The organism is Methylobacterium sp. CM6244, assembly GCF_054817885.1.
In genome coordinates this window covers 4,081,189-4,107,790 of record NZ_CM139247.1, presented here as the reverse complement: position 1 = coordinate 4,107,790, position 26,602 = coordinate 4,081,189, and the positions used below count along the sequence as shown (strand labels likewise).

Below are 26,602 nucleotides of genomic sequence, written 5' to 3'. Positions count from 1 at the left end.
CCGCGGGGCCGTGATGTCCGCCCCGGTTCAGTAACGGTCGGTCAGCGTTGGGCCTTGCCGATGCTGACGAGCTTGGCGCCGGCCCGTGCCTTCTGCTCGGGCAGGGTAGCCTGAACGGTGCGGACGATGCTGTCGGCGTCGAGGCCGGCCTCGGCATACATGGTGTCGGGGCTGTTGTGGTCCTGGTAGGTGTCCGGCAGCGTCAGCGTCCGTACCCGTACCCGGCCCGCATCGAGCGCGCCCTTCTCCGACAGGAGATGCAGCACCATAGCCCCGAAGCCGCCCACCGACCCCTCTTCCAGGGTGATCAGAACCTCGTGGCTCGCCGCCAGATCCAGGATCATCGCCTCGTCGAGCGGCTTGGCGAAGCGCGCATCCGCCACCGTCACGGCGATCCCCGCCGTCTCGAGCAGGTCGGCCGCCTTCAAGGCTTCGCCCAGACGCGTGCCCAGGCTCAGCAGCGCCACCCGTGCGCCCTCGGGACGCCGCACGATCCGGCCCTTGCCGATCGGCAGCGGCACGCCGCGCTCGGGCAGGTCGACACCGACCCCCTCGCCGCGCGGATAGCGCAGCGCGATCGGGCCGCTGTCATGGGCATGCTGGGTCGCCACCATGTGGACCAGCTCGGCCTCGTCGGAGGCCGCCATCACCGTCATGTTCGGCAGGCAGCAGAGATAGGCGAGATCGAACGCGCCTGCATGAGTCGCCCCGTCCGCACCCACCAGACCCGCCCGGTCGAGGCAGAACCGCACGGGCAGATTCTGCAAAGCCACGTCGTGCACGACCTGATCGTAGGCCCGCTGCAGGAAGGTCGAGTAGATCGCCACGAACGGCTTGTAGCCCTCCGTCGCCAGACCGCCCGCGAACGTCACCGCATGCTGCTCGGCGATGCCCACATCGAAGGTCCGGTCCGGATGCGCCTTGCCGAACAGGTCGATCCCAGTGCCGCCCGGCATCGCCGCGGTGATCGCCACCACCTTGTCGTCGGCATCCGCCGCCTTGATCAGGCTCTCGCCGAAGACCCGCGTATAGGCCGGCGCGTTCGGCTTGGCCTTGGCCTGGACGCCCGACAGGACGTCGAACTTCACCACGCCATGATAGCGGTCGGCCGACGCCTCGGCCGGGGCGTAGCCCTTGCCCTTCTGGGTCACGACATGGAGCAGGATCGGGCCCTGGTCCGAATCGCGCACGTTCTTCAGGATCGGCAGGAGATGGTCGAGGTTGTGCCCGTCGACCGGGCCGACATAGTGGAAGCCCATCTCCTCGAACATCGTGCCGCCGCCCACCACCAGCGAGCGGGCGTATTCCTCCGCCGCCGCGGCGCGCTGGTAGATCGCCTTCGGCAGCAGCTTGCCGAGTTGCTTGGCCGTCTCGCGCAGGCCGCGATAGGTCCCGCCCGAGGCCAGGCGCGCGAAATAGGCCGACATCGCCCCCACCGGCGGGGCGATCGACATGTCGTTGTCGTTCAGGATCACGATCAGCCGCGAATGCAGCGCGCCGGCATTGTTCATCGCCTCGTAGGCCATGCCCGCCGACATCGAGCCGTCGCCGATCACCGCCACCATGTTGCGGCGCTTCGGAGCGGGCTGGCCCTTGGCCTTGGCGGTCGACTCGTCGAGATCGCGGCCCACCGCCATGCCGAGCGCCGCCGAGATCGAGGTCGAGGAATGCGCCGCCCCGAACGGGTCGTAGACACTCTCCGACCGCTTGGTGAAGCCCGACAGCCCGCCCGGCTGACGCAGCGTCCGGATCCGGTCCCGCCGCCCCGTCAGGATCTTGTGCGGGTAGGCCTGGTGCCCGACATCCCACACGATCCGGTCGTCGGGCGTGTCGAACACGTGATGCAGCGCCACCGTCAGCTCGACCACGCCGAGCCCCGACCCGAGGTGACCGCCCGTCACCGACACCGCGTCGATCATCTCCAGACGCACAGCGTCCGCCACCGCCTGAAGCTGGCTCTCGGGAAGCGCGCGAAGAGCAGACGTCTCGTCAAGCCCGTCGAGGATCGAGGTTTCTATCCGTGACACCGAATCAACCTCACGTCCGGAGGGAAGATAAGCGCGCAACTTGTTGCGGCAGATGAATATTTTCGAAAGAGCCACAGATCATCACGACCTCCTGGGCTCAGCCGACATCGAGGGGAGCGACCCCCGCCGCGCGCCCATCGGGCCCCAGCGTGATCGTCTGGATCCGCGCCTCGGCCTTCCGCAGCAGGCCTTCGCAATGCCGCTTCAGGGCCTCGCCGCGCTCGTAGATCGTAACCGACTCGTCCAGGGGCACATCGCCCTTCTCGAGCCGACGTACGATCTCCTCGAGCTGTTCGAGCGCCTTCTCGAACGGCAGATCGAGCCCCTCACCGGACGCATTCGAATCGGTTGTCGCCGCCACGGCGGATCGCGCTGTGGTCATCCCAGGGTACCCCTCATCGTGCCGGTCTAAGCCTGCGCCCGCCCGCCCGACAAGCCCAAGGGGGCGTCAGCTGCTCTATCGGCGTGCAGTTCGTCAAGGGTGGCGTCGTTTCGGCCACACTCGATTCGGCACAATTCTAAGCTGGGCCGAGGCCTGTTCTTCACCCCAACGTGAGAACGAACGGGGTTCCCTCGAACGCATCCGCGCCCCGCCCGATCCCAGCGATGGCGGCCGACATCCGTCCCTCGCGCGCCAGTAGCCGGTCGGCGATGTCTACGAACAGGGCGTTGGGCGTCGCCGACGGCGATGCGGCGCGCAGAGCAAGGGCGATCTCGGCCTCGTCCCGTTCCGGGGACAGAGCGCAGGCGGCGATATAGGCCGCTGCCGTGGAGCGGCTGATCCCGGCATAGCAGTGGATCAGCAGCGGACGCTCCCGATCCCATGAAGCGGCAAAATCGAGGATTCGACGCACATGAACCTCGCCCGGAAGGACATGCCCGTCGAGGGGAGCGACGATGTCACTGACTTCGACCACGCAATGGCGCCCGTCGGCAATACTGTCGGGCCGGTCGATCGCGGTGCCGACCTTCATCAGCGTCATCAGATGGTTCGCCCCGATGCGTTCGAGGGTCTGGGGCAGTTGCGACAGAGGGCAGACGTGAATGTCCGACATCAGAAACCGTGGCTAAGAGACTGAAAACGAGCGAGGAACCGGGATTGCGCCTCGGCGATGGGCCACGGCTCGATCAAGGCCAGCGCCTCAGGCCCCGTTTCGTCGGGGTGGCCGAAGATGGTACCGGCTTCCTCCTCGGAAAAGCCGGCAAGGCGTGTGGCCTCGAGATAGGCCGCGACCGCATCGGCACGCTTGACGAGGCGAACCTCTTCCTCCGTGGGTTCCGCCAAGCCGAAGCGCCGGCGGATCGCCGCCATCAGGCGCAACTCCACGCTCTTGTAGGACGGGCCGATCGCCGCCTTGAACGGCGAGATGATGTCACCGATCACGTATTCCGGGGCGTCGTGCAGCAGGAATTCGAGACGCTGCATCCGGCTCCGGCCGGGCGCCAGATCCGCCCCGAGAGCCTCGACCAGCAAGGCGTGCTGGGCCACGGAAAACGCGTGCGGTCCGGCGGTCTGGCCGTTCCAGCGGGCGACGCGGGCGAGACCGTGGGCGATGTCGGCGATCTCGATATCCTGCGGCGAGGGGTCGAGGAGATCGAGGCGCCGGCCCGACAACATCCGCTGCCAGGCGCGGGGGGCGGTGCTCACCGATCCACCCCCATGGCGGCGCAGGGAGCCTGTCGATGGCAGCCCATCAGATGGTCGTTCACCATGCCCACCGCCTGCATGAAGGCATGCACGATGGTGGGGCCGCAGAAGCTGAACCCTTCTTTCTTGAGGGCGCGGGAGATGGTACGCGAGACCTCTGTCTCGGTGGCGATGCCGGCCCGGTCCGTCGCCCGGCCCTGGATCGGCCTGCCCTCGACGAAGTCCCACAGGAAGCGCGAGAAGCCGGGGCCGCGCTCCTCGATGGCGAGAAAGGCGCGGGCGCCCGCGATGGTCCCGACGATCTTGGCGCGGTTCCGGATGATCCCGGTATCCTGCATCAGCCGCTCGACATCGGCCTGCGTGAACCGTGCGATGGCCTCCGGCTCGAACCCGGCGAAGGCCCGGCGGAAGCCCTCGCGCCGCCGCAGGATGGTGATCCAGGACAGGCCGGCCTGGAACCCGTCGAGGATCAGTTTCTCGTACAAGGCCCGGCCGTCACGCTCGGGCACGCCCCATTCGGTGTCGTGATAAGCGACGTAGACCGGGTCGAGCCCGGCCCACCAGCAGCGCGGGCAGCCGTCGGGATGATGGATCAGGCCTGTGGAATCGTCTGACATGGGATAGAGCGTAATCGGAACGGATCAAGAACGCCAGGAGGCCCGGTCCTCGTCAGAAGCGATCAGGTGCGCATCCCCCCCCGCACGCGGGGAGAGGGCCGCGACGACCCCGTCGTCGGCGCGGCGAGGCGGCAGCCGAAGGTGCGGGGGCTCGGTCCAAGGAGCCTCTTCCGAAATCGCCCCCTCACCGTCGCTCCGGCTTCGCCTCCACTCACCGAAGGCACGACGGGGTGCCTTCGGTCCTCTCCCCGCAAGCGGGGAGAGGTGCGCTCACCGGGTGTCGTTGTCGCCCCCGATCACCCGGCCGGCGCCACCTCCGGGAAGGCGAAGGTGGCGAATGAGGGTTTCTCGACGCCGAGGATCGCCGCAGCGGCGCGCACCGGCTCGCCTGCGGCGACCGCATCGGCGAGGCGGTCGAGACGGAGCATGGCGAGGCCGCGCGCTCCCGACACGCTCCCGATCGTGCCGAGCCCCCGCGCTCCCGCAGTCACCTCCGCGCCGGAGGTCACGGCCTCCCCGTCGCGGGAGATCACCGGAACGATGCGGGTGCGGGCCGTGCCGCGATGCTGCATGCGTGACACGACTTCCTGGCCGACATAGCAACCCTTCTTGAAATCGACACCGCCGAGTTGGTCCATCAGCGCCTCGTGCGGGAAGGCATCGCCATAGGTGAAGTCGCGTCCGCCCTCGGGAATGCCGAGGGCGATGCGGTGGGCGTGGTAATCCGCCTCCGTGGCATCGGCCGAGAACGCACCCTCGGCAAAGACGAGGCGCTCGCCCAACGCCGCGAGGCGTCCGTCGCGCAGGCGCTCGGTCCCGGTGGTGGTTTCGGCCCCGTCCCAGGCGGCGGCGAGCCCCAGGGTCGGATCGACGGCGATCGTCACCTTGGCGCGCAGGCGGTAGAGCGTGAGGCGCTTGGCCAGGGCCGGGGCCTGCTCGGCCGGGCAATCCAGGCGGAAGCCGTCGCCGGAGCGCCAGATCAGGAAATCGAACAGGACCTTGCCCTGCGGGGTCAGCAGGCCGCCGAGGCGCGCTTCATCCGGTTCGAGGGTCTCGATATTGCAGGTCACCACGCCCTGGAGGAAGCTCGTAGCATCCTCGCCCGCGATGGCGATGACGGCGCGGTCCGGCAGCAGGGCGATCGGCATGGCAACTCCTCGAAGGTCATCCTGCAAAGCTCCTCCGGCGCGCATCGTGGCGATGCGCCGGTGGGCCTGGCGGCAGGGCACGGCGTTGCACGCCGCGCGAGGCTGACATAAGCCGCCGCCACCCGTGTCTCAACGCCGTTCAGGAGCGACCCCGATGGACCAGCCCTTCGATCTCCTCCTCACAGGCGGCACGATCGTCAATCACGACGGCGAGCACGCTGCCGATCTCGGCATCAGGAATGGGCGCGTTGCCGCCATCGGCGACCTGAGCCGGGCCGAGGGTGAGCGCCAGGATTGCACCGGCCTGCACCTGCTGCCGGGTGTCATCGACAGCCAGGTCCATTTCCGCGAACCGGGCCTCGATCACAAGGAAGACCTCGAATCGGGCTCTCGCGCGGCGGTGATGGGCGGCGTGACCGCCGTGTTCGAGATGCCCAACACCAACCCGCTGACCACCAGCGCCGAGACCCTGGCCGACAAGGTGGCGCGCGGGCACCACCGCATGCATTGCGACTTCGCCTTCTGGGTCGGCGGCACCCACGAGAACGCCCATGAGGTCGCCACCCTCGAGCGCCTGCCGGGTGCTGCGGGGATCAAGGTGTTCGTCGGCTCCTCCACGGGAGCGCTCCTGGTCGAGGACGATGCCGGCGTGACGGAGATCCTGAAGCGCACCCGGCGTCGGGCCGCCTTCCATGCCGAGGACGAACCTATGCTGCGCGAGCGCAAGGGCCTGCGGGTGCCGGGCGATCCGTCCTCGCACCCGGTCTGGCGCTCGCCCGAGGCCGCGCTGAAGGCGACGCAGCGCCTCGTGCGGATCGCGCAGGAGACGGGTGCCCGCATCCACATCCTGCACATCTCCACGGCGGAGGAGATGGTGTTTCTCGCCGACCATAAGGACGTGGCCAGCGTCGAGGTGACGCCGCACCACCTCACCCTCGACGGGACCGAGGCCTATGCCCGCCTCGGCACCCTGGTGCAGATGAACCCGCCGGTGCGCGACGCCGCGCATCGCGACGGGATCTGGCACGGGCTGACGCAGGGCGTCGCCGACATCCTCGGCTCGGACCACGCGCCGCACCTGCTGGAGGAGAAGGCCAAGCCCTATCCGGATTCTCCTTCCGGGATGACCGGCGTCCAGACGCTGGTCCCGATCATGCTCGACCATGTCGCCAACGGACGGCTGTCCCTCGCCCGCTTCGTCGACATGACCAGCGCCGGTCCGAAGCGCCTGTTCGGCATCAGCCGCAAGGGCCGGCTCTCGGCGGGCTACGATGCCGACGTGACGGTGGTGGACCTCAAGCGCCGCGAGACCATCCGCAACCCATGGATCGCGTCCAAATGCGGCTGGACCCCTTATGACGGCGTCACCGTCACCGGCTGGCCGGTGGGCACGATCGTGCGGGGAAAGCGGGTGATGTGGCAGGGCGAGCTCGTCGGGCCTTCGAGCGGCGAAGCAGTGGTGTTCGACGAGGCCCTGCCGACGAGGTGAGGCCCACGCTCCAAGGCCGACCCGGCCCATAAACGCATCGAGCCGCCCGGACATGCCCGAGCGGCTCGTTTTTGATCATAGGCTCATCGTCAATGGGCCAGGTGCGGCCCCGTAGCGTGTCTCAATGCTGCGGAGCGGTGGTGAAGGCGCCGCCGCGGATGCGCTCGGGAAAACCCTCGGCATAGCGCGCCGTGGCATCCTCGCCATAGGTCATCACCAATTCCTGGAACGCGGCGAACAGGGCCGCCTGCGCCATGCAATCACCGTCGAGACCGTCGAGACAGCCTTCCGCGAACGCTTCCGAGACGTAGCCGAGGGCTACGCGCTTGTCGTCGAGATCGGCCTCGAAGGGCGCGGGGGCGGTGTCGATCTGCATGGCGATAACATCGGTTGCGCCGAAGAATGGCTCGGCGGATGACCGAAACATAGGCTGAGCTTCGCGCGTCGGGAAGCCAAGAATTGCGAAGCGGTTAACGCCGGCGGTCGAATACGACGAATTTCCTTCAGCCTTGCGCGCTGTATCCCAAGCGCAACATCTCCGCCTCATCCTCCGAAACGGCTGGCCAGGGCGTGCGAAAGCCGTTCCCCTTCAGCGACATAGCGGGACGCAGCCTCGGTCGCCGAAGGCGTGCAGGCCCGGTAGGTGAGGGAGTAACCGCGATACCCTCGGTTATACGCCCCGGCGAGGCGGTCCCGCCGGCCGGGCGTCACTCCCTCGGCCTCCATTAACGCCTTCATCCGTGTCGGCCATTCGGCGGCGTCCGGTGCCGCGCAGAGGCCGCGCAGGAAGGAAAGGGAGCCGATGATCTCGGAGAGCCGCATCAGGTCCCGGTCATAGGGAGCCGGCGGCGGCTCGGCGGGGGCAGGGGGCTCCTTGTCCTTCTCGGGGGCCTTCTGCGCGGGTCGCCCTGGGTTGGCGCGCTGCTGAGCCGAAGCGAGATCGGGCATGCCCACCGCGAGGGCGGCGAACAGCAGCACAGGCGACAGGCATCGCCTCACCCACGACACAGCCACGCCCCGTCCTCCGTCGCCCCGAACCTCGTCCGTCAGGCTTACACCGTTTCCCGGCCAAGACGAGGCGCGCGTCGGTCTCATCGTGATTCCGCTTGGCCGCCGAAGCCTGCGACCTGCGCAAAGGCCTCGTCCACCGTGTCCCGCAATCCCGGCGTGGTGGCGAGATCCGCGAGCTCCTCGGGAAGAGCCCAGCGCACGCCGAGAGCTTCGGGACCGGGAGCCGGCTCGCCGCTTGCCCAGAGGGCGGCATGGGGATGGACGACGTAATGATGGCGCACGCGTCCGTCCTCGCCCTTCAGGATGATTTCCGTCGGGGTCAGGGAGCGAACGACCACAGCCGAGACGCCGACCTCCTCGTTCAGTTCGCGCAGGGCGGCCTGCGCCAGGGTCTCACCGGGCTCCACCAGCCCGCCGGGAAGCGTCCAGACTCCGCGAAGGGGCTCGTTGGCCCTGGCGGCCAGCAAGACCCGTCCGTCGCGGATGACGGCGATGGACGCGCCGACAAAGGGACGTGTCGGGAAAAGTCGCCCCTTTGAGCCGTCCTCGCTCGCTGTATCGCTCATGAGGCTCGCCGATTCACGGTTGCGGAGAGATGAGCGCGACCCGGCCGTCGGCAAGGCCGACGAGCAGGCGCGTGCGGGTGCCTTGGCCGATGGCGGCAACGCCAAAGGCGGCAAGGCCGGGCAGGGGAACGCGCTTGACCTCGCGGATGCCGTCCTTCAACGACAGGATCGCCAGGGCGCTCCGATCCGCCACCGGCACAGCGAGTTCCGGGACGCCATCCCCATCGGCATCGACAAGGGCCGACAGATCGGCCCCGCCCTCGCCTGGGGACAGGGTGGTGTAGCCTGGTGCCTCTCCGATCAGGCGAAGGGCTCCACCCTCATAGGCCCAAAGCTGGAGGATGCCGGCCCCGTCCGGAGCCGCCACGGCGACGATACGGGGCTGTCCGGCTTTCGACACGTCGCCGATCGCCGCGAGGGTCAGCGCCTGCCCGCCCGCTCCCGGCTCCTGGACGGGACTTCGGGCAAGGACGGTCCAGGCCTTGTCGGCTTCCGCCGGGGGCTTGCTTACTGCTGCTGCGGTCTTGCCCACAATGGCCAAAGCCGATCCGCCGCTTTGTGCGGTCACCGCGACAACGACCGGCCGACCATCGACGAGGACGGCAATCGGTCGGCGCAGGGCGAAGGCCGCCCCGGCCCCGGCGGCGACGGCGGTGGTCACGATGGGCACGGGCTTCGGGTCGGCGCTCATTCCCACCGGCTGGCGCTCGCGGATGGTGAGCGTGGCCGCGCGTTCGGGCTCGCTGGCATTGGGACGGACGGAATCGGACAGGTAGGCACTGACCGCACCGAGGGTCGCGCGCCGGGTGCCGGGAATGGCGCCGCGCGGCGTCTCGGAAGCGATGAGGCCGTCGATGGCCTCGACACCGAGCAGGGTTGTGGCGACCTTGCCGTCGGCGAGGGTCAGCGCCGCACCGCCCTCGTCGCCCCACAGGACGGCCAGCGGCACATCCTCCACCACCTCGCCCTTCAATCCCTTGGGACGGGCGAGCGGAAGGAAGCCGGAGGTCGCCACCGCAAGGGACACCTCGCTGCCGGGGCCGCGCAGGGCACGCGCCCTGAACGGCAGGTCGAGGATCGTCACCACCGGGTCGGCTCGGACCGGCTGCGGGCTCAGGGACGAAGCGACGAGAAGGGAAACCGCGAGGAGCGCCGAGCGCGCACCTCGTTCAGACATGCTGGCCGCCGTTGATGTGCAACTCGGCGCCGTTCACGTAGGACGAGGCCTCCGTGCAGAGGAAGTAGATCGCCTTGGCCACCTCGTCGGGCGTGCCGAGGCGCCGCTGCGGGATGCCGGCCACGATCTTGTCGGTGCCGGGCGACAGGATCGCCGTGTCGATCTCGCCGGGCGAGATCGCGTTCACCCGCACACCGAGGGGCCCGAAATCGCTGGCCATCTCGCGGGTCAGGCCGGCGAGCGCCGCCTTCGACGTGCCGTAGGCCGCACCGGCGAACGGATGGACGCGCGAGCCCGCGATCGAGGTGACGTTGACGATGGAACCCTTGGCGCGGGTGAGTTCCTGGCAGAGGCCGCGCGCCAGGAGCAGAGGGGCGAAGACGTTGACTTGGAAGACCTTGCGCCAGTCGCCGAATTCCGTGGCGATGGCGCCGAGGCGCTCGCCATTGGCGCCCTTGGGCGAGATGCCGGCATTGTTGACCAGGGCATGGAGCAGGCCGCCCTCATCCGCCAAGCGTCCGGCCACTTCGGCGACGCCGCGCATCGTATCTTCCGGGTCGGAGAGATCGACCTGGAGGTGATCCTCCGGCCCCATCTCCCACGGACAATTCTCCGGGAAGGCGTGACGCGAACAGGTGATCACCCGCCATCCGGCCGCGGAAAAGCGCTTGACCGTGGCGTGGCCGATTCCGCGGCTTGCGCCCGTCAGCAGCATGACGCGGCGGCGTTCATTGCTCGATATGGCCAAAGCCGTTCCTCAGGATTCGGAGGCGGTGGACAGCCGAGATCATCCCGCCGTGCCATGCCAAGGTCTAAGCCGCGGCGGCCGGGAAATCCAGGGTCGATCCCGCGTCGCAGCAAGACTGGAATCGCTCCAGGAAACTCTTGCCGCGAGGGAACCTGTCTGGCGGCGGAACTCCAGCCCTTAAGGATACAGTCTCGCCCCATTCCAGCCGCTGCCGTCCCTGGTGAAGCGGACGCGGTCATGGAGGCGGTAGGGGCCGTCCTGCCAGAACTCGATCGAGACCGGGGCGATGCGGAACCCGGTCCAGTTCTCCGGGCGCGGGACCGGCTGGTCCTCGTAGCGGGCCGACAGGGCGGCAACCTCCGCTTCCAGAGTAGCACGGTCCGTGAGGGGGCGTGACTGGCGGCTAGCATGGGCGCCAAGTCGGCTCTCGCGGCGACGGCTCGCGAAATAGGCATCCGCCTCTTCGAGCGACACGTGGCTCACCGGGCCCCGCGCGCGCACTTGGCGGCGCAGACTCTTCCAATGTAGGACCAGGGCGGCCTGCGGGTTCTGCGCCAGCTCCTCGCCCTTGGCCGAGTCGACATTGGTATAGAAGACGAAGCCGCGCTCATCGACGCCCTTCAGCAGCACCATCCGTACGTCCGGCAGCCCGTCGGAGCCGGCCGTGGCGAGGGCCATGGCGTTGGGATCCTCGGGCTCCGCGCGTTCGGCCTCGCCCATCCAAGTGGCGAACAATGCCCAGGGGTCTGTGGACAGCGTGAAGTCTCCACCGGCCCCGAGGGGGGACGAGGGGGGTGAGACAATGCCGGACGGGGCCGGCTCATCGATCCTTAACCGATCCAAGGCGTAATCCTGTGAGTGAGATCCGGGTCGGGGGCACCGACGTGGGACACGATTTGTCGTCGTTCAAGTCACGTCGTGAGAACAGGTGTAATGCGTCGGAGCGAGAGTAAAGCCCTACCCGCCGTCACCCGTGACGGCGCCGCACCCTGCTTCGCCCGCGTCCGATGCACCGCCATGCTGATGTCGGGGGGCGTGGCGGTGGCCTTGTCGCTCGCCGGCTGCGGCATTCCGATCCTCACTTTCCAAAGTGAGAGCAAGGCGGAACCGGAAGTGACTGTCCCGGAGCCCCTGGTCACGGGAAGCATCGACAAGCGCCCGAAGAGCTTCGGCAACGAGATGAGCGACGAGGATTGGCGCCGGGCCCATGCGGCTCTGGCGGTGGCCCTCGATCCACAGGGCAACGGCCGTCCGGTCAAATGGGACAACCCGGATTCGTCCCTGCGCGGATCGATCAGCCCAACGGGACTTCCCTATGTGGCCAACGAGCTGATCTGCCGCGACTTCCTCGCCTCGGTCATCGCCCCTGTCCGCAGCCGCTTCGTTCGCGGCACCGGGTGCAAGCCTTCAGGGGGAGAGTGGGAATTGACCCGCGTCCGCATGGCGAAAGCGAAAGGGTAGGGGCAAGATCGTCCGCCGCCAGGGATCGTCCGGCGGACCCATGGGTTGACGCCTGGATCGAACCGTCGAATCCTGTCGAACGACCGTTGCAAAGAAGCAACAGCCATTCCACATAGCGGAAGATTTCGACAGGGAGCGGGCATGAGCCCGGCCCCGTGCGGCACCGAGACCGATAACAGACGATGCGCAATCCCTACGACGTGCTGGGTGTGGCCAAGGGCGCCAGCGAGGCCGACATCAAGAAGGCCTATCGCAAGCTCGCCAAGGCCTACCACCCCGACACCAACAAGAACGATGCCAAGGCCAAGGACCGTTTCTCGGAGGCTAACAGCGCCTACGAGATCCTCGGCGACGCGACCAAGCGCGCCCAGTTCGATCGTGGCGAGATCGACTCCGACGGCAGGCCTCGTGCGCCATCCGGCTTCGATGGGTTCGGCGGCTTCGGTGGTGGCCCGGGCGGCGCCCGCTCCGCGGGCTTCGACTTCGAGAGCGCCGCGCGCAGCCGGGCCGGTGGCGGCGGGATCGGCGAGGATATCTTCTCGCACCTGTTCGGCGACACGTTCCGGGGCGGTGCCGGTGGCGGTCCGGGCGCGAGGGGACCGATGAAAGGCGAAGATCTCGCCGCCGAACTCTCCGTGACCCTCGAACAGGTGGCGAGCGAGGAGAAGCTGCGCATCTCCCTCGGCTCACGCGACGTGGACGTGGTGATCCCCAAAGGCGTCGTGGACGGGCAGACCATCCGCCTGCGCGGGCTCGGCAACCCGGGCGGCCCACGCTCCTCGCCGGGCGACGCCCTCCTGACCATCCGCATCCTGCCGCATCCGCGCTTCACCGTGGAGGGGGCGGATCTGCGCACCTCCGTCGACCTCGCCCTCGAGGATGCGATCCTCGGCGGCCCGATCCGCGTGCCCACCCTCACCGGCGCGGTCGAGATGCGTGTTCCGGCCATGACGAGTTCGGGCCGGACCTTCCGCCTAAAGGGCAAGGGCCTGCCGAAGAAGGATGGCACCCGCGGCGATCTGTTCGCCACCACGGCGATCTCGCTGCCCGCGAGCGAGGACGAGAACCTCATCGCCTATGCCAATGCGCGTCGAGCGGCCCGCACCGGCACTGGACAGGCGTAGGCCCGGACTTCCGTCACCGGCGCACCTCCGCTAAGGATGCCTCGGCGCGAGCGCTTCCCCCCAGGTCCGGACGGGTCCGCTCCGGCGCGCGACGGCCTCTCGCTCAGGTGACCCATGGCGGATACGAACCCGGTACACGATCACGTCGGCGGCCTGCTCGCCGGGAAATGCGGTCTGGTGCTCGGTGTCGCCAACAACCGGTCCATCGCCTGGGGCATCGCCAAGAGCGCCCATGCGCATGGCGCTAAGCTCGCCTTCAGCTACCAGGGAGATGCCCTGAAAAAGCGGGTCGAGCCGCTGGCGCGCGAGCTCGATGCCCATGTGGTGGGGCATTGCGACGTCACCGACGGCGCCTCCATCGATGCTGTCTTCGCTGAAGCCGGCCGTGTCTTCCCGCAGGGGATCGACTTCGTCGTCCATTGCATCGCCTTCTCCGACAAGGATGAGCTGACCGGCCGCTATGTCGAGACCTCGGAGGCGAACTTCACCAAGTCGCTGATGATCTCCTGCTACTCGTTCACCGCGGTGGCCCAGCGGGCCGAGAAGCTGATGCCCAATGGCGGCTCGCTCCTGACCCTGACCTATTACGGCGCAGAGAAGTGGATGCCGCATTACAACGTCATGGGCGTCGCCAAGGCGGCGCTGGAAGCCTCCGTGCGCTATCTCGCGGCCGATCTCGGCCCCTCGAAGATCCGCGTCAACGCCATTTCGGCGGGGCCGATCAAGACGCTCGCCGCCTCCGGCATCGGCGACTTCCGCTACATCCTCAAGTGGAACGAGTACAACGCGCCGCTGCGGCGCACGGTGACGATCGAGGAGGTCGGCGAGACCGCGTCCTATCTCATCTCCGACATGTCGCGCGGCATGACGGGCGAGATCCTCCATGTGGATGCCGGCTACCACGTGGTCGGCATGAAGAACCCGGACGCCCCGGATCTGAGGCTCGACAGCAAGGAGTGAGGTGGGCCGCGAGCGCTTCGCGCCGTCCGCCCCGGGCGAGCAGGGCGGAACACCGACCCGGTCCGGGGCCGCTTTCCGCCGAGGCCCCGTCATCGTGAAGACTCGCCCTGACTTCGATGACGCGGCCTCCGCCGGGATCATCACCTCCGACCAGGCACGCGCCCTCGCCGCCTTCTACGCCGCGCAGCCGGGCCGCGGCGCGGCCTTCGATCTCACCCATGTGCTCTGGTATGCCGGCGCCTTGGTGGTCATCGGGGCGATGGGCCTGTTCTCGACCCTAGCCTTCGGGATGATGGGCGGACCGGCCCTCACCGCCACCGCCCTGGTCTACGCGGCGGCCTTCGTCGCCGCCGGGCGGCACCTTCGCATCGCGCACGACCTGCCGGTCCCCGGCGGCCTTTTCATCGCCTGCGCCGTCGCCATGACGCCGCTCGCCGTCTACGGCCTGCAGGAGAGCTGCGGCTGGGGCGAGCAGGGCCGGCCGGGCGCCTATCGCGACGTCTTCGCCTGGATCAAGGGCGGCTGGGTGCCCATGGAAGCGGCGACGCTCCTGACCTCGGCCATCGCCCTGCGTGCTACGCGCTTCGGTTTCATCACGGTGATCGCGGCGGTGGCCCTATGGTTCCTGTCCATGGATATCGGCCTCTGGGCCACGGGGCCGGATCTCGACTGGGAAACCCGCCGGACGATCTCGCTCTGGTTCGGATTCGGCCTCATCGCCTTCGCCTGGGCCGTGGACCTACGCCAGAAGCGGACGGATTACGCGTTCTGGCTCCATGTTGCAGGCATCCTCACCTTTTGGGGCGCGGTGACGTGGCAATTCTCCGACAGCGAGGTTGCGAAGGCACTCTACGCCCTGATGAACGTCGCACTCATCGGCCTCGCCATTTTCCTCTCGCGGCGGATCTACGCGGTGTTCGGCGCCATCGGCGTGGCGCTCTATCTCGGCGATCTGGCGAGCCGGGTGTTCAAGGACTCGCTGCTCTTCCCCTTCGCGTTGTCGCTCATCGGTCTCGGCCTGATCGGCCTCGGTATCCTCTACCAGCGCCATGCCGACAGGATCGGCGGGGCGATGATACGGACGCTGCCGGGATCTCTCCGGCGCTGGCGGCCCGACCACGGCGATAGGGCATGACCAGCTGAGCATGAGAGCCCCAGTCACGCGTCGTCGGCTTCCGCGAACTCTCCCGACAGCTTGAGCCCCTCGATCCAGGTCGCCCCCTCCCGCTTGACCACCCGGCGGGGCGACACGCCGCCCTGCTTTCCGATGGCGTCGGCCAGCCGCTCCGAATGGGTTACCAGCCAGACCTGTGTGCGACGCGACGCGGTCACGATCATCCGTGCCAGGGGATCGAGCAGGTCCGGGTGGAGGCTCGTCTCCGGCTCGTTGAGGGCGATGAAGGGCGGGAGCCGGTAGGCGAGGAGGGCCCCGGCGAGGGCGAGGTAGCGAAGCGTCCCGTCCGACAGCTCGGCGGCCTCGAACACGCGCTTGGGGTAGTCGGGAAAGACCATCCCGAAGCTCGCCTCGCGGCCGGGCGACGGGATGACGAGGCGCGCGCCGGGGAAGGCATCGGCCACCGCCCCGTCGAGATCGACGGTGTCCTCGCGGATGTGCCGGAGGGTGGCGAAGACGGCGGCGAGGTCGGATCCGTCCGACGACAGGGTCGGCGTGGTGACGGCGAGGCAGGGTCGGCGCAGGGCCGAGGCCGCGTCGGTGCGGAAATCGTGGTGGAAGCGCCAATCCAGTAGCGCATGCCGGACGAGATGCAGTTCGGGAAACGCCACCGCGTCCTGAAGTGCCGCGAGCGCGGTTTCGGTGGCGAGGAGACTCGAGCCGAGCGAGCGCTTGCGGCCGTCATCGCCGCGCACGAAGCCGGAAGGCCCGTCACGCTCGAGCATGACCGCCGGCCGCCGGCCCGACAGGACGGTGAGCCGCTCCCGCTTGATCTGCGGTTCGAGCCGGAAGGCGGCTCCCCTGGGGCGGTCCTCCGACTGGGGCACCAGACCGACCTCGATCTCGTATCCGTAGGCGACGGAAGCCGCCTCGTCGCCGAGCTCGACGGACCATCCCACCCGCACCGGCCCCTTGCCGCTGCGTGGTCCGGCCCAGACGACCGAGTCCATCCCGCCTTCCGCCGCGAGATCACGCACCAGCGTGCCGGCGGCGGCGGCCTGCAGGCGTTCGAGCGCCCGGTAGAGGTTGGTCTTGCCGACACCGTTGCCACCGATGAACACGGAGAGAGCTTCCACCGGGAAGCCAATACGCCTGAGGGACCGATACCCGGTGGAGGAGATGTTACGGACGGTGAGCATGGGGCCGCCTTCGCCGAAGATGCGGGGCCAGTCGAAGCGCATGCGGCCATCGCGAGCAAGCGCTCGGGAGGGTCAGGCGGTGCTTGCATCTCCCTGCAGCCGGGGTTTCCAATCTTCCACCTGGCCCTTGTCGAGGCGTCGTGCGGCAAGGGTTCGCCAGGACGTCGACAGGGACGGCAGGGCGGCGATCTCAGCCAGCGCCGCCCGATCGAGCCGGTCGACATAGAAGACCCGCAGCAGCCGCGACAGCGGCCAGTCTGGGTGCGCCCGTTCCACCAGCGCGAGATCGTCTCCCGCCCCGACCGTGCCAGTCTCGATGATGCGGTAATACCACCCGGTCCGCCCGGTCTTCTGCACGCGCACGGCCATGTCGGTCACACCAAACCGGGCGTTCAGCTTCCAGCACGGCTGACGGGCCTGGCTCACCTGGAGCAGGGCGGTACCGGCGCGCCAAAGGTCACCGATGCAGATGTCGGCCTCGGTGAGCCCGTGGGTCGAGAGATTTTTGCCGAAAGCACCCGGCCGCTCGACCAGGGCTGGCGCTCCGGGAAGGTCGGCTCGCCAGGCAGGAGCATGATCGAGCGGATAGTGATGGACAGCCTTCTCCGGCCCGCCATGGTTACGACGATCCGCCTGCTCGTCGCCGTCCAGCCCCTCGAACCCGATCCGCACAAGGCCGGCCGAGGCCGACTTATCGATGCCACTGGGCTTCCCGGTCGGAGCCAGAGGCGCGATGCGCCCCACCAGCACGGCCTCGATCATCACACGCATGGTCACCCCACCGAAATCACCCCCGACAAACCATGAGACAACTTGTTGTCTAATGAATCCTTCGTTGTCCCTCGGTCTTCGATTTGTCAACGGCGCATCGCGTTGCCGACCCGGTGAAAGCCGGTCATGTGGGGGCATGTCGGTCGCACAACGCATCCGGGCGCTTCGACGCCGCAGCCATCTCACCCTCGATGCCCTCGCCGCCCGCGTCGGGGTCCACAAGGGCCACCTGTCGCGCATCGAGCGCGGTCAGAAGGCTCCATCCCTGGCCACGTTGGAGGCCATCGCGATGGGGCTCGGGGCGAGCATGTCCGAACTGTTCGGGGAGAAGGCCGCCGCAGACGACGTGATCGTCGCGCGCGCCGGGGCCAGGATCACGACCCGTGACGCCGGTTATGCGGTTCACGCTCTGCTGCCGGCCGAGGCGGGACGGGCCGCCGCTCTGTACATGGTCGAACCGGGCGAGACGTTCCTCACCGAGGATCGTCCTACCCATGGCGGCCAGGAGATCGCTTATGTCCTGGCAGGGGAGGTCGAACTTGTCGTGGCGGACCGCAGCGTCGCCCTCGGTATCGGCGACTGCGCCACCTACGATGGCGGCCTGCCGCACCGTCTCCGCCGCCTCGGCAGCGCACCGGCATCGGTGCTGGTGATCATTACCGGATGAGGCGACGCAGCGGCATCGTCCCCCTCAATCCGGCACCGTCAGCTCGGCGATGCCCGGCTGAGCGTCCGGATAGCGCGGGTCCATCGCCTCCAGGGTGTTGGCGATGGTGCGGGCGACGAGGAGGTTGCGGTACCATTTGCGGTTGGCCGGCACCACGTGCCAGGGCGCGTGCGGGGTGGAGCAACGGCTCAGGGCATCGGTGAAGGCGCTCTGATAGGCATCCCAGGATTGGCGCTCGACGAGGTCGGCCGCATCGAATTTCCAATGCTTCTCGGGGTCGGCGATCCGCGCCTCCAGGCGCTCCTTCTGCTCGTCCTTCGAGATGTGCAGGAAGAACTTCAGCACGGTGACGCCCGACAGGGTCAGCATCCGCTCGAAATCGTTGATGAGGTCGTAGCGCGGCCGCCATACGTCCTCCGGCTCCAGGGATTTCACCCGCACCACGAGCACGTCTTCGTAATGGCTGCGGTTGAATACGCCGATCATGCCGCGCCCCGGCACCTTGGCGTGGTAGCGCCAGAGAAAGTCGTGGTCGCGCTCCTCTGCGCTCGGGACCTTGAACGACCACACCCGGCACCCTTGCGGGTTCACCCCCTCGAAGACCGAGCGGATGGTGCCGTCCTTGCCACCGGTATCGATAGCTTGAAGCACCACGAGGAGGCTGCGCCGATGCTCGGCATAGAGCCGCTCCTGCAGTGCCTGGATGCGGCCATGCTCGACGAGAAGCGCCTGTTTGGACGCCTCCTTGTCGAGCCCGCCATCGGCATCGGCGTCGATCGCGGCCAGATCCAATGCTTCGCCCGCCTGAACCGTGACGATGCCCGCGGCGGCGCAGGAGGCGATGGAGGCCGTGTCGATCGGGCTCGCGCGGTCGGGATACCGCATCGCCGAACGAGCCCAGGCGGCGGAGGAGGGCGGCTTGTCCGATTCGGGCCGGCGGGCCGGCGGCTTGGGTTTATGTCGACCCATGTCGTCCGATTGGCCCGAATGCCGCTTGCCGCGCTTCTTCGACATGATCACAACTCACCTTATACGATATTCAATCGATGCAGCGGGCACCGCATGGGCGAGCCGCCTCTCCGGGAAGGCGACCCGCCGATGCCCGTAACGCGTGGAGCAACCTTGAGCGCGACAACGATCCGCGGCCTTGGCCGTTCCGGGGCAGCGCGGCACGCCGCCATGGCCGGCCGGCGCGCATGACGGTGTATTTCATCCGGCACGGCCAGACCGACTGGAACGCGGCCGGCCGACTCCAGGGCCAGCGCGACGTGCCCCTCAATGCCACGGGCCTGGGCCAAGCGGAAAGCGTGGCCGAGCGGCTGAAAGCCGTAGCGGGCGACAGCCTCAGCGAGGCCCGGTTCGTCGCGAGCCCGCTCCAGCGCACACGGCAGACGATGGAAGTCCTCCGGGCCCGCCTCGACCTCGGACCGCAGGACTACGCCGTCGATGCTCGGCTGAAGGAAATCAGCTTCGGCACCTGGGAAGGCTCGACCTGGGCCGAGATCCGTCGGCGTGACAGCGGCAGCGCCCTGGCGCGGGACCGCGACCGTTGGGGCTACCGCCCGCCCGGCGAGCATGGCGAAAGCTACGCCATGCTGGTGGAACGGGTGAGACCGGCGATCGCCGAGTTGCAGCGGCCGGCGGTCATCGTCGCTCATGGCGGCGTCGCCCGCGCGATTCTGGTGATCCTGGGCTATGCCAGCATCCGCGAAGCACCCCGGATGGCGATCCGCCAGGGCAGCGTCCTCGTCCTGGACCGGGCCCGCTGGCACTGGGCCTGACGTGCTTTCTCCGTGAAGACCAGTTCTAGGCGGCTCGGCAAACGTGCTAGAGGGCGCGACCACATCGGGGCGCCGCGTTTTCGGCACGATCCGGGCGCCTAACCCGGTCAAAAGGACGGCCTCGCAGCGGCGGGGCCGGCAGCGGAGCATCGGATGAGCAGTCTCGCCGAGACGACCCGGCCTCGGGCGGAGTCGTTTGTGGACAAGGCCGAATGGGGCGAGACCGGGTCGCATAGCGGCGGCGGAGCGCCGGAGCGGAAGGCCGTACTACGCGGGGAGAGCCGCCCGGACCTCATCCGGGACGAGGTTCTGGGAGAAGTCTTTTCCGACAGCGCCCGCCTGCGCCCGGACCATCCCGCCATCATCGACGGCGCGAGCCGGGACGCGGCCGGCCGTCATCCCGCCTTCTCCTATGCCGAGGTCGAGGCTCGCGCGGGCGCCATCGCCCGCGGCCTCGCGCATCGCGGAATCGGCCCCGGCGACGTCGTCGGACTCTGGATGGCGCGGGGACCCGACCTGCTGATCAGCCAGATCGGGATCACGATGTCGGGAGCGGCCTGGCTGCCCTTCGACGCCGAGGCACCGGCCGACCGCGTCGCCGTCTGCCTCGACGATGCGGAGGCGAAGCTGCTCCTGGTCTCGCCCGCCCTTGCGCCCCAGGCGCCGGCGGCCAAGCCGGCCCTGACCCCGGAGGCGCTTCTCGCCGAAGTGCCGGCGGATGCGCCCCGTCCCGACCCGCGCGGCGCCGGCCTGACCCCCGCGCATCCCGCCTACCTGATCTACACGTCCGGCTCGACCGGGGTGCCGAAAGGCATCGTCATCAGCCACGCCAACATCTGCCACTTCCTGCGCTCGGGGAACGCGCTCTACGGGATGCGGCCCGACGACGTGGTGTTCCAGGGCGCCTCGGTGGCGTTCGATCTCTCCATGGAGGAGATCTGGGTTCCCTATCTGGTCGGCGCGACGCTGTTCGTCGCCAGCCCGGCGATGATGGGCGATGTCGAGGCGCTGCCCGACATCCTGACACGGAACCGCGTCACCGTGCTCGACACGGTGCCGACGCTGCTCGCCATGCTGTCACAGACGCTGCCGAGCGTCCGCCTCGTGCTGCTGGGCGGCGAGGCCTTGCCGGAGCCCCTAGTCGCCCGCTGGGCCACGGGATCGCGGAAGCTGTTCAACACCTACGGTCCGACCGAGGCCACTGTCGTCGCCACCGCCGCCGAGATGCGGCCGGGCGAGCCCGTCACCATCGGCGGGCCGATCCCGAATTATTCCGTCTATGTGGCCAGCGAGAGCCTGGACCTGCTCGGCCCCGGCCAGCAGGGAGAACTCCTCATCGGCGGCCCGGGCGTGGCGGCGGGCTATCTCCAGCGGCCCGAGCTGACGGCGGAGAAATTCGTCGCGAACCCGTTCCCCTCCGACGGGACCGACCCGGTGCTCTACCGGTCGGGCGATGCGGTCTCCCTCGATGCGCAGGGGCGGATCGTCTTCCACGGTCGCATCGACGACCAGGTCAAGATCCGCGGATTCCGGGTGGAGCTCGGCGAGATCGAATCCCGCATCCAGGCACAGGCCGGTATCAATCAGGCGGCGGTGGTCCTGCGCCAGGACGATGGCGTCGACCGCCTCGTCGCCTTCTTGATCCCCGAGCGGGGAACGGAATTCGACAAGGCCGCCCTGCGCCACACCCTCGCCGAACAAATGCCGCCCTACATGGTGCCGGGGCATTTCGAGGTGGTGGAGGTGCTGCCGCGCCTGACCTCGGGCAAGGTCGATCGCAAGGCTTTGCGCATCGCGATCCTCACCGTCGCCGACCTGTCGGGCGAGCAGGAGCTGCCCAACAACGAGACCGAAGCGGCGATGCTGGCCGCCGCCAAACAGGTTTTCGGCAACCAGCCGATTCCGTTCGAGGCCGATTTCTTCGCCGATCTCGGCGGCCACTCGCTACTCGCGGCCCGGTTCGTCGGCGCCGTGCGCGAGGCGCCCGCCCTCGCGGCCATCACCCTGCAGGACGTCTATACCCGGCGCACCCTCCGGGCCATGTCGGAGGCGCTGATCGAGCGCACCGGCGGCGTCGGCACCCAGATGGCCGTGCGTGACCTCGGATTCGTGGCGCCGCCGCTCCTGCGCCGCATCCTCTGCGGGACCGCGCAGGCCATCGCCCTGCCATTCGTCATCGCGCTCGCCACGTCGCAATGGCTCGGAATCTTCGTCACCTACCTGCTGCTCACAGGCGGTTCGCTCGGCTTCTTCGGCGAGATCGCTGTGCTGCTGCTGGTTTATATCGGCATCAACGCCGTCACCGCCTGCATCGCGATCAGCGCCAAATGGCTGATCCTCGGGCGCACCAAGCCCGGCCGCTACCCGCTCTGGGGCGTTTATTATTACCGCTGGTGGCTGACGCAGCGGCTGACCCCGCTCGTCCACGTGAAATGGCTCCAGGGTTCGCCCGCCATCGCCATCTACCTGCGACTCCTCGGCGCGAAGATCGGTGCCGATGCCCTCATCTCCGATATCGAGGTCGGCGCGCCCGACCTGCTCAGCGTCGGGGAAGGGGCCTCCCTCGGCGGCCGCCTCGTCATCGCCAATGCCGAAGTGGTGGGCGACGAACTCATCATCGGCACCGTCAGCATCGGCGCCGATGTGGCCATCGGCACGTCCTGCGTCATCGGCCCGGACACGACGATCGGCGATTTTGCCGAGATCGCCGATCTCACCACGATCCCCACCGGCACGGTGGTGGAACGCGCCGAGCAATGGGACGGCTCACCCGGCCGCAAGGTCGGCATGGCCGACCCTTCCGTCCTGCCCGAGGCCGCCCGGGCCTCGCCCCGCCGGCGCGCCGGCTTCCTCGCCGTCTACGCCTTCCTGCTCGCCGCCATCCCGGCCGTGGGTCTGCTGCCGATCTTCCCCGCGTTCTACATCTTCGACCAGCTCAGCGATTCACTCAGCGACATCACCGATATCGACTACCACTGGTATCTGCCGCTGCTGACCTGGCCCACCGCCATGCTGATGACGGCGGGCACGGTGCTCCTCATCGCCGGCATCCGCTGGCTGGTGCTGCCGCGGGTCTCGTCCGGCACCTACTCGGTGCATAGCGGATTCTACCTGCGCAAATGGGCCGTGGCGCTCGCCGCCGAGGTGACGCTGGAGACACTCTCCTCACTCTTCGCCACCGTCTACATGCGGGCCTGGTACCGGCTGATGGGCGCGCGGATGGGGCAGGGGGCGGAGATCTCCACCAACCTCGCCGGACGCTACGATCTGGCGGATGTCGGCGCGCGCAACTTCATCGCCGACGAGGTCGTGTTCGGTGAGGAGGAAATCCGCCGAGGCTGGATGCACATGCATCCCGTGAGCACCGGGGCCCGCGTCTTCGTCGGCAACGACGCGGTAGTGCCACCGGGCGCCGTGATCCCCGACGACATGCTGGTGGGCATCAAGTCGAAGCCGCCCGCCAACGACCTGATGGCGCCGGGGGATACCTGGTTCGGCTCGCCGCCCATCAAACTCCCCTCGCGCCAGAAGGTCGATCTCGGCTCCAACGCGCAGACCTACGAGCCCGGCATCGGGCCGAAGCTCCGGCGCGGCATCTTCGAGGCCTTCTCCACCTCGTTCTCGCCGATGCTGTTCATCACCCTCGCGATCTCGGCCATCGACTTCTACTTCTACCCCGCCATCCTGGCCCAGGACTGGACCGGTCTCGCCGTCAGCTTCGTCGCCGTCAGCGTCGCCATCGCCTTCATCCAGTCCTTCACGGTGATCGGGGTGAAATGGCTGCTCATGGGGGCCTACCAGCCAGGAATGCAGCCGATGTGGTCATGGTGGGCCATGCGCACCGAGGCCGTGGCCGTGCTGTACTGGGGCTTGGCCGGCAAGGTTCTGCTGGAGCACCTGGTCGGCACGCCGTTCCTGCCCTGGATGCTGCGCCTGTTCGGCGCGAAGATCGGCTCTGGCGTCTGCATGCTCACCACCGACATCACCGAGTTCGACTGCGTCACCATCGGCGACTATTCGGTGATCAACCGGACCTCGGCCCTGCAGACGCATCTTTATGAGGACCGGATCATGAAGGTCGGCCGCGTGGTGGTGGGCAAGGGCGTTTCGGTAGGGGCCTTCTCGACGGTCCTCTACGACACCAAGGTCGGCGATTACGCCCGCCTGCGCCCGCTCACCATCGTGATGAAGGGCGAATCGATCCCGGGCCATTCGGAATGGGAAGGCGCGCCGGCAGTGCCGGTGATTCACGCAAAGACGGCGGGGGCCTGACTCGGGGCTTGCTCTTCCCGTTGGACGGTCCGCAAAAAGCTGTAGGATGACGCCATGAACAATATGGCACCTGTTTCACTTCCAAACCTGCAGGGCCTCGTCGGGACGTGGCGGCGGTTCGGCCAGGTCGGTCCCGTCTACGAGATCGTCAGTGTGGGCGATACGCCTGCGGATGGCGATCGGATCTTGCGCGTTCGCGTGCTGGAGACCAGCGAGGAGATCAATTATCGACTCGCTGACGTCTTGGACGATCCCAGAGAGCGCTGATGTTCGCCATCGCGTTCGATCTCGTGGTCGCAGAGGCTCAGACCCATCATCCCAAAGGCGTGTCGCAAGCCTATACTGACATCCGCACCACGCGTTCCGGGCATGGTTTCGATTGGATGCAAGGAAGTCTCTACACCAGCAAGGACGAGGATCTGGCTAAGCTGTTCTCGGCCATCACGGCCCTGAAGGGGCTGAGCTGGTTTCCCCGATCCGTGCGCGACATCAGGGCCTTCCGTGTCGAGCAATGGTCGGATTTCACCGCCTTGATCAAGGGTTAGGCGAAGCCCGGCATGTCTCGGCCGATTGCCGGGCATGACGTTCCTCCGATCGAAAAAAGCCGGCGGAGCTTGGCGCCACGCCGGCTTTTTTAAAGAAAAATCGCTGGCGACGGATCGGTCCCGTCCGTTTGTCTCACCCTACCTGCTCTTTCGGGCCGAGCCTCTTGTCGAGATAGGTGTCGACCGTCTGGGTCAGCTCGTCGACCTTGCCGTCGAAGAAGTGGTTGGCGCCCTCGACCACCTGATGCTCGATGATGACGCCCTTCTGCACCTTCACCTTCTCGATGACCGGCATCACCTCGCGGGCCGGAGCCACGCGGTCCTCGGAGCCGTGCACGAACAGGCCGGAGGACGGGCAGGGAGCCAGGAAGGTGAAGTCGTAGCGGTTGGCCATGGCCGCGATCGAGATGAAGCCCTCGATTTCGGGGCGGCGCATGAGAAGCTGCATGCCGATCCACGAGCCGAACGAGACGCCGGCGATCCAGCAGGCCCGCGCCTCGGGATTGACCGACTGCACCCAGTCGAGCGCCGAGGCCGCATCGGACAATTCACCCGTGCCATGGTCGAAGTTGCCCTGGCTGCGGCCGACGCCGCGGAAATTGAAGCGGAGCGCCGCGAAGCCGCGATTGGCGAAGGTATAGAAAAGATTGTACACGATCTGATTGTTCATCGTCCCCCCAAACTGGGGATGCGGATGCAGCACGATCGCGATCGGCGCGCCCTTCTTCTTGGGTGCCTGGTAGCGCCCCTCGAGACGGCCGGCGGGTCCGGTGAAGATGACTTCGGGCATGGTCTTTCCAAAACTCCTGGCGCCGCTCGCTGAAAGCAACCCATCCTGTCGGCCAACGCGCCTTGACTCGGAGCGCCGCACTCTTAAAAACGCTCTTAGAATAATTCTAGATGATTAGAATAATTCTAAACTGACTCGTTTCCAGAGACTTGGGATCGGTCGCCCCTCGAGGCTCGGCGCTTGGCGAAGACGTGTGGTGCCGGGGCCTTAGCATGATGACGGGGGGCAAAAGCAAGGAAATGTGGGTTCGGGCCTTGACCAACGCATGACTATTTCGCGCGCCTATCTCGATCACAACGCGACATCTCCGGTTCGTCCGGAGGTGGCGGTAGCGGTCGCGCGCGCGCTGGAACTGCCCGGCAACCCCTCGTCGATCCATCACGAGGGCCGTGCCGCCAAGGCTGCGTTGGAGGCCGCGCGCGACCAGGTCGCCGCCCTGATCGGCGCTGGCCAGAGCCGCGTCATCTTCACCAGCGGCGGCACCGAGGCGGCGAATGCAGTCCTGTCGGGCGCTCTGATCAGGACCGGAGCCGCGGCGCCGACACGTCTCCTGATGAGCGCCACCGAGCATGCCTGCGTCGGGGCGGGACACCGCTTCGCGCCCGGATCGGTGGAGATCGTACCGGTTCACCCCTCCGGCCTGATCGACTTGGCCGCACTGAAGCAGGCCCTGGAGCGAGCGCGCGACGAATCGGTGCTGGTCTCCGTCCATGCGGCCAACAACGAGACCGGCGTGGTCCAGCCCCTCGCCGAGATCGTCGCCCTGGCCAAAGCGCATGGCCGTGCCCTCGTCCATAGCGACGCAGTGCAGGCGGTAGGGAAGATCCCTCTCGATTTTGCGGGGCTCGGCCTCGATGCCCTCACCCTGTCCGGACATAAATTCGCCGCGCCGAAGGGCACCGGCGCGATCGTGCTCGCCGAAGGCGTCGCGCTGGATCGGGCTTTCATCCGGGGCGGCGGCCAGGAATCGCGGCAGCGCTGCGGAACCGAGAACCTGCCGGGTCTCGTCGGCCTCGGCGAAGCGGCGCGGATCGCTCGGGTGCATCTGGCCGGCATCGATGCCGACCTCCGAAACGGGACGGAAGCCGCCCTTCGTCGCATCGCCCCGGATACCGTCGTCTTCGGGAGCGGTGCGCCAAGGCTCCCCAATACCCTGTGCTTCGCCGTGCCGGGACTCGATGCGGCAACGGCGCTGATGGCGCTGGATCTCGCCGGAATCGCCCTCTCGTCCGGGTCGGCTTGCTCGTCGGGCAAGGTCGCCCGCTCGACGGTCCTGGCCGCCATGGGCGTGAGCCCCGCGCTGGCTGCGGGGGCGCTCCGCGTCAGTTTCGGCTGGAACAGCGCGGAAAGCGACCGCTCACGCTTCCTCACGGCCTTCGAACGGCTGGTGGGGACCCTATATCAACGGCGAGGGCAGGCGGCCTGAAGCGCCGCCCATCCCAAGCCATCCTCTCGCGAAAACCCCCGGCCCTTGACGCCGGTGTAGG

27 protein-coding genes are annotated in these 26,602 nt (G+C 68.0%); 11 read left to right on the top strand and 16 right to left on the bottom strand.

Annotated features, from left to right (window positions below; genetic code table 11):
• Positions 1 to 41 precede the first annotated feature (41 nt).
• The 6 genes from dxs to ygfZ form a co-directional block, all read right to left on the bottom strand.
• The gene (gene dxs, locus ACYQML_RS19340) at positions 42 to 2,027 is read right to left on the bottom strand and encodes a 1-deoxy-D-xylulose-5-phosphate synthase (protein WP_311275273.1); all 1,986 of its coding nucleotides are present in this window, start codon (positions 2,025 to 2,027) and stop codon (positions 42 to 44) included.
• A 97-nt stretch (positions 2,028 to 2,124) separates the two neighbouring features.
• Complete coding sequence (locus ACYQML_RS19335; protein ID WP_056423887.1) at positions 2,125 to 2,409, bottom strand: exodeoxyribonuclease VII small subunit; 285 nt, start codon at positions 2,407 to 2,409, stop codon at positions 2,125 to 2,127.
• Positions 2,410 to 2,569: 160 nt separating this feature from the next.
• The gene (locus tag ACYQML_RS19330; protein WP_056423891.1) at positions 2,570 to 3,082 is read right to left on the bottom strand and encodes a tyrosine phosphatase family protein; all 513 of its coding nucleotides are present in this window, start codon (positions 3,080 to 3,082) and stop codon (positions 2,570 to 2,572) included.
• Positions 3,082 to 3,645 carry an HD domain-containing protein gene (locus ACYQML_RS19325; protein ID WP_461235754.1) on the bottom strand — a complete coding sequence of 188 codons (564 nt, stop codon included), beginning with the start codon at positions 3,643 to 3,645 and terminating at the stop codon, positions 3,082 to 3,084. Before ACYQML_RS19325 ends, ACYQML_RS19330 begins: the two co-directional genes overlap by 1 nt.
• Before the next feature lie 26 nt (positions 3,646 to 3,671).
• Complete coding sequence (locus ACYQML_RS19320) at positions 3,672 to 4,292, bottom strand: DNA-3-methyladenine glycosylase I (protein ID WP_461233742.1); 621 nt, start codon at positions 4,290 to 4,292, stop codon at positions 3,672 to 3,674.
• 296 nt (positions 4,293 to 4,588) lie between these two features.
• Positions 4,589 to 5,440 (bottom strand): CAF17-like 4Fe-4S cluster assembly/insertion protein YgfZ, encoded by an 852-nt coding sequence (gene ygfZ / locus ACYQML_RS19315; protein WP_419952589.1) that lies wholly within the window; start codon positions 5,438 to 5,440, stop codon positions 4,589 to 4,591.
• A gap of 154 nt (positions 5,441 to 5,594) precedes the next feature.
• Between ygfZ and ACYQML_RS19310 the strand changes: the two genes are divergently transcribed.
• Entirely contained in the window at positions 5,595 to 6,929 is a 1,335-nt protein-coding gene (locus ACYQML_RS19310; protein WP_461233741.1) for a dihydroorotase, read from the top strand.
• Positions 6,930 to 7,050: 121 nt separating this feature from the next.
• Here ACYQML_RS19310 and ACYQML_RS19305 read toward each other — a convergent pair whose 3' ends face one another.
• From ACYQML_RS19305 to pdxH, 6 genes are all read right to left on the bottom strand, one after another.
• Entirely contained in the window at positions 7,051 to 7,305 is a 255-nt protein-coding gene (locus ACYQML_RS19305) for a hypothetical protein (protein WP_056424475.1), read from the bottom strand.
• A 167-nt stretch (positions 7,306 to 7,472) separates the two neighbouring features.
• Positions 7,473 to 7,877: a TIGR02301 family protein gene (locus tag ACYQML_RS19300; RefSeq protein WP_244478123.1), complete on the bottom strand. Its 405-nt coding sequence runs from the start codon at positions 7,875 to 7,877 to the stop codon at positions 7,473 to 7,475.
• A gap of 143 nt (positions 7,878 to 8,020) precedes the next feature.
• Positions 8,021 to 8,506: an NUDIX hydrolase gene (locus tag ACYQML_RS19295; protein ID WP_461233740.1), complete on the bottom strand. Its 486-nt coding sequence runs from the start codon at positions 8,504 to 8,506 to the stop codon at positions 8,021 to 8,023.
• A gap of 13 nt (positions 8,507 to 8,519) precedes the next feature.
• Positions 8,520 to 9,683: a hypothetical protein gene (locus ACYQML_RS19290; RefSeq protein ID WP_461233739.1), complete on the bottom strand. Its 1,164-nt coding sequence runs from the start codon at positions 9,681 to 9,683 to the stop codon at positions 8,520 to 8,522.
• Positions 9,676 to 10,398, bottom strand: a complete 723-nt coding sequence (locus ACYQML_RS19285) for an SDR family NAD(P)-dependent oxidoreductase (RefSeq protein WP_056423904.1) — start codon at positions 10,396 to 10,398, stop codon at positions 9,676 to 9,678. Before ACYQML_RS19285 ends, ACYQML_RS19290 begins: the two co-directional genes overlap by 8 nt.
• 210 nt (positions 10,399 to 10,608) lie before the next feature.
• Positions 10,609 to 11,274 (bottom strand): pyridoxamine 5'-phosphate oxidase, encoded by a 666-nt coding sequence (pdxH, locus tag ACYQML_RS19280; protein ID WP_405030602.1) that lies wholly within the window; start codon positions 11,272 to 11,274, stop codon positions 10,609 to 10,611.
• Positions 11,275 to 11,364: 90 nt separating this feature from the next.
• Between pdxH and ACYQML_RS19275 the strand changes: the two genes are divergently transcribed.
• The 4 genes from ACYQML_RS19275 to ACYQML_RS19260 all read left to right on the top strand — a co-directional run bounded on the left by ACYQML_RS19275 (position 11,365) and on the right by ACYQML_RS19260 (position 15,111).
• Positions 11,365 to 11,892, top strand: coding sequence for an RT0821/Lpp0805 family surface protein (locus ACYQML_RS19275; protein WP_405030601.1), 528 nt, complete (start codon positions 11,365 to 11,367; stop codon positions 11,890 to 11,892).
• A 182-nt stretch (positions 11,893 to 12,074) separates the two neighbouring features.
• Positions 12,075 to 13,016 (top strand): DnaJ C-terminal domain-containing protein, encoded by a 942-nt coding sequence (locus ACYQML_RS19270; protein WP_056423910.1) that lies wholly within the window; start codon positions 12,075 to 12,077, stop codon positions 13,014 to 13,016.
• A 114-nt stretch (positions 13,017 to 13,130) separates the two neighbouring features.
• A complete protein-coding gene (gene fabI, locus ACYQML_RS19265; protein WP_018043432.1) occupies positions 13,131 to 13,976 on the top strand; it encodes an enoyl-ACP reductase FabI in 846 nt (281 codons plus the stop codon).
• 94 nt (positions 13,977 to 14,070) lie between these two features.
• Entirely contained in the window at positions 14,071 to 15,111 is a 1,041-nt protein-coding gene (locus tag ACYQML_RS19260) for a hypothetical protein (protein WP_461233738.1), read from the top strand.
• Between the two features lie 23 nt (positions 15,112 to 15,134).
• On the opposite strand, the gene ACYQML_RS19255 is transcribed toward ACYQML_RS19260, so the two are convergent.
• Entirely contained in the window at positions 15,135 to 16,289 is a 1,155-nt protein-coding gene (locus tag ACYQML_RS19255) for an AAA family ATPase (protein ID WP_461235753.1), read from the bottom strand.
• Between the two features lie 72 nt (positions 16,290 to 16,361).
• Entirely contained in the window at positions 16,362 to 17,060 is a 699-nt protein-coding gene (locus ACYQML_RS19250) for an MOSC domain-containing protein (RefSeq protein ID WP_461233737.1), read from the bottom strand.
• Positions 17,061 to 17,196: 136 nt separating this feature from the next.
• Here ACYQML_RS19250 and ACYQML_RS19245 point away from each other — a divergent pair, with 136 nt between their 5' ends.
• A complete protein-coding gene (locus ACYQML_RS19245; protein WP_461227593.1) occupies positions 17,197 to 17,727 on the top strand; it encodes a helix-turn-helix domain-containing protein in 531 nt (176 codons plus the stop codon).
• 24 nt (positions 17,728 to 17,751) lie between these two features.
• Here the strand turns inward: ACYQML_RS19245 and ACYQML_RS19240 are convergent, their stop codons facing one another.
• Complete coding sequence (locus tag ACYQML_RS19240) at positions 17,752 to 18,741, bottom strand: polyphosphate kinase 2 family protein (RefSeq protein ID WP_461233736.1); 990 nt, start codon at positions 18,739 to 18,741, stop codon at positions 17,752 to 17,754.
• Between the two features lie 182 nt (positions 18,742 to 18,923).
• Between ACYQML_RS19240 and ACYQML_RS19235 the strand changes: the two genes are divergently transcribed.
• The 4 genes from ACYQML_RS19235 (at position 18,924) to ACYQML_RS19220 (ending at position 24,325) form a co-directional block, all read left to right on the top strand.
• Complete coding sequence (locus ACYQML_RS19235; protein WP_461233735.1) at positions 18,924 to 19,508, top strand: histidine phosphatase family protein; 585 nt, start codon at positions 18,924 to 18,926, stop codon at positions 19,506 to 19,508.
• Between the two features lie 153 nt (positions 19,509 to 19,661).
• Entirely contained in the window at positions 19,662 to 23,780 is a 4,119-nt protein-coding gene (locus ACYQML_RS19230; RefSeq protein WP_461233734.1) for a Pls/PosA family non-ribosomal peptide synthetase, read from the top strand.
• 54 nt (positions 23,781 to 23,834) lie between these two features.
• Positions 23,835 to 24,047, top strand: coding sequence for a DUF5397 family protein (locus ACYQML_RS19225; RefSeq protein ID WP_461233733.1), 213 nt, complete (start codon positions 23,835 to 23,837; stop codon positions 24,045 to 24,047).
• Positions 24,047 to 24,325, top strand: coding sequence for a virulence factor (locus ACYQML_RS19220; RefSeq protein WP_461233732.1), 279 nt, complete (start codon positions 24,047 to 24,049; stop codon positions 24,323 to 24,325). Before ACYQML_RS19225 ends, ACYQML_RS19220 begins: the two co-directional genes overlap by 1 nt.
• 133 nt (positions 24,326 to 24,458) lie before the next feature.
• Here the strand turns inward: ACYQML_RS19220 and ACYQML_RS19215 are convergent, their stop codons facing one another.
• Positions 24,459 to 25,115, bottom strand: a complete 657-nt coding sequence (locus ACYQML_RS19215; protein WP_056423924.1) for an alpha/beta hydrolase — start codon at positions 25,113 to 25,115, stop codon at positions 24,459 to 24,461.
• Between the two features lie 265 nt (positions 25,116 to 25,380).
• Here ACYQML_RS19215 and ACYQML_RS19210 point away from each other — a divergent pair, with 265 nt between their 5' ends.
• Positions 25,381 to 26,541 carry a cysteine desulfurase family protein gene (locus tag ACYQML_RS19210; protein WP_461233731.1) on the top strand — a complete coding sequence of 387 codons (1,161 nt, stop codon included), beginning with the start codon at positions 25,381 to 25,383 and terminating at the stop codon, positions 26,539 to 26,541.
• Positions 26,542 to 26,602 lie beyond the last annotated feature (61 nt).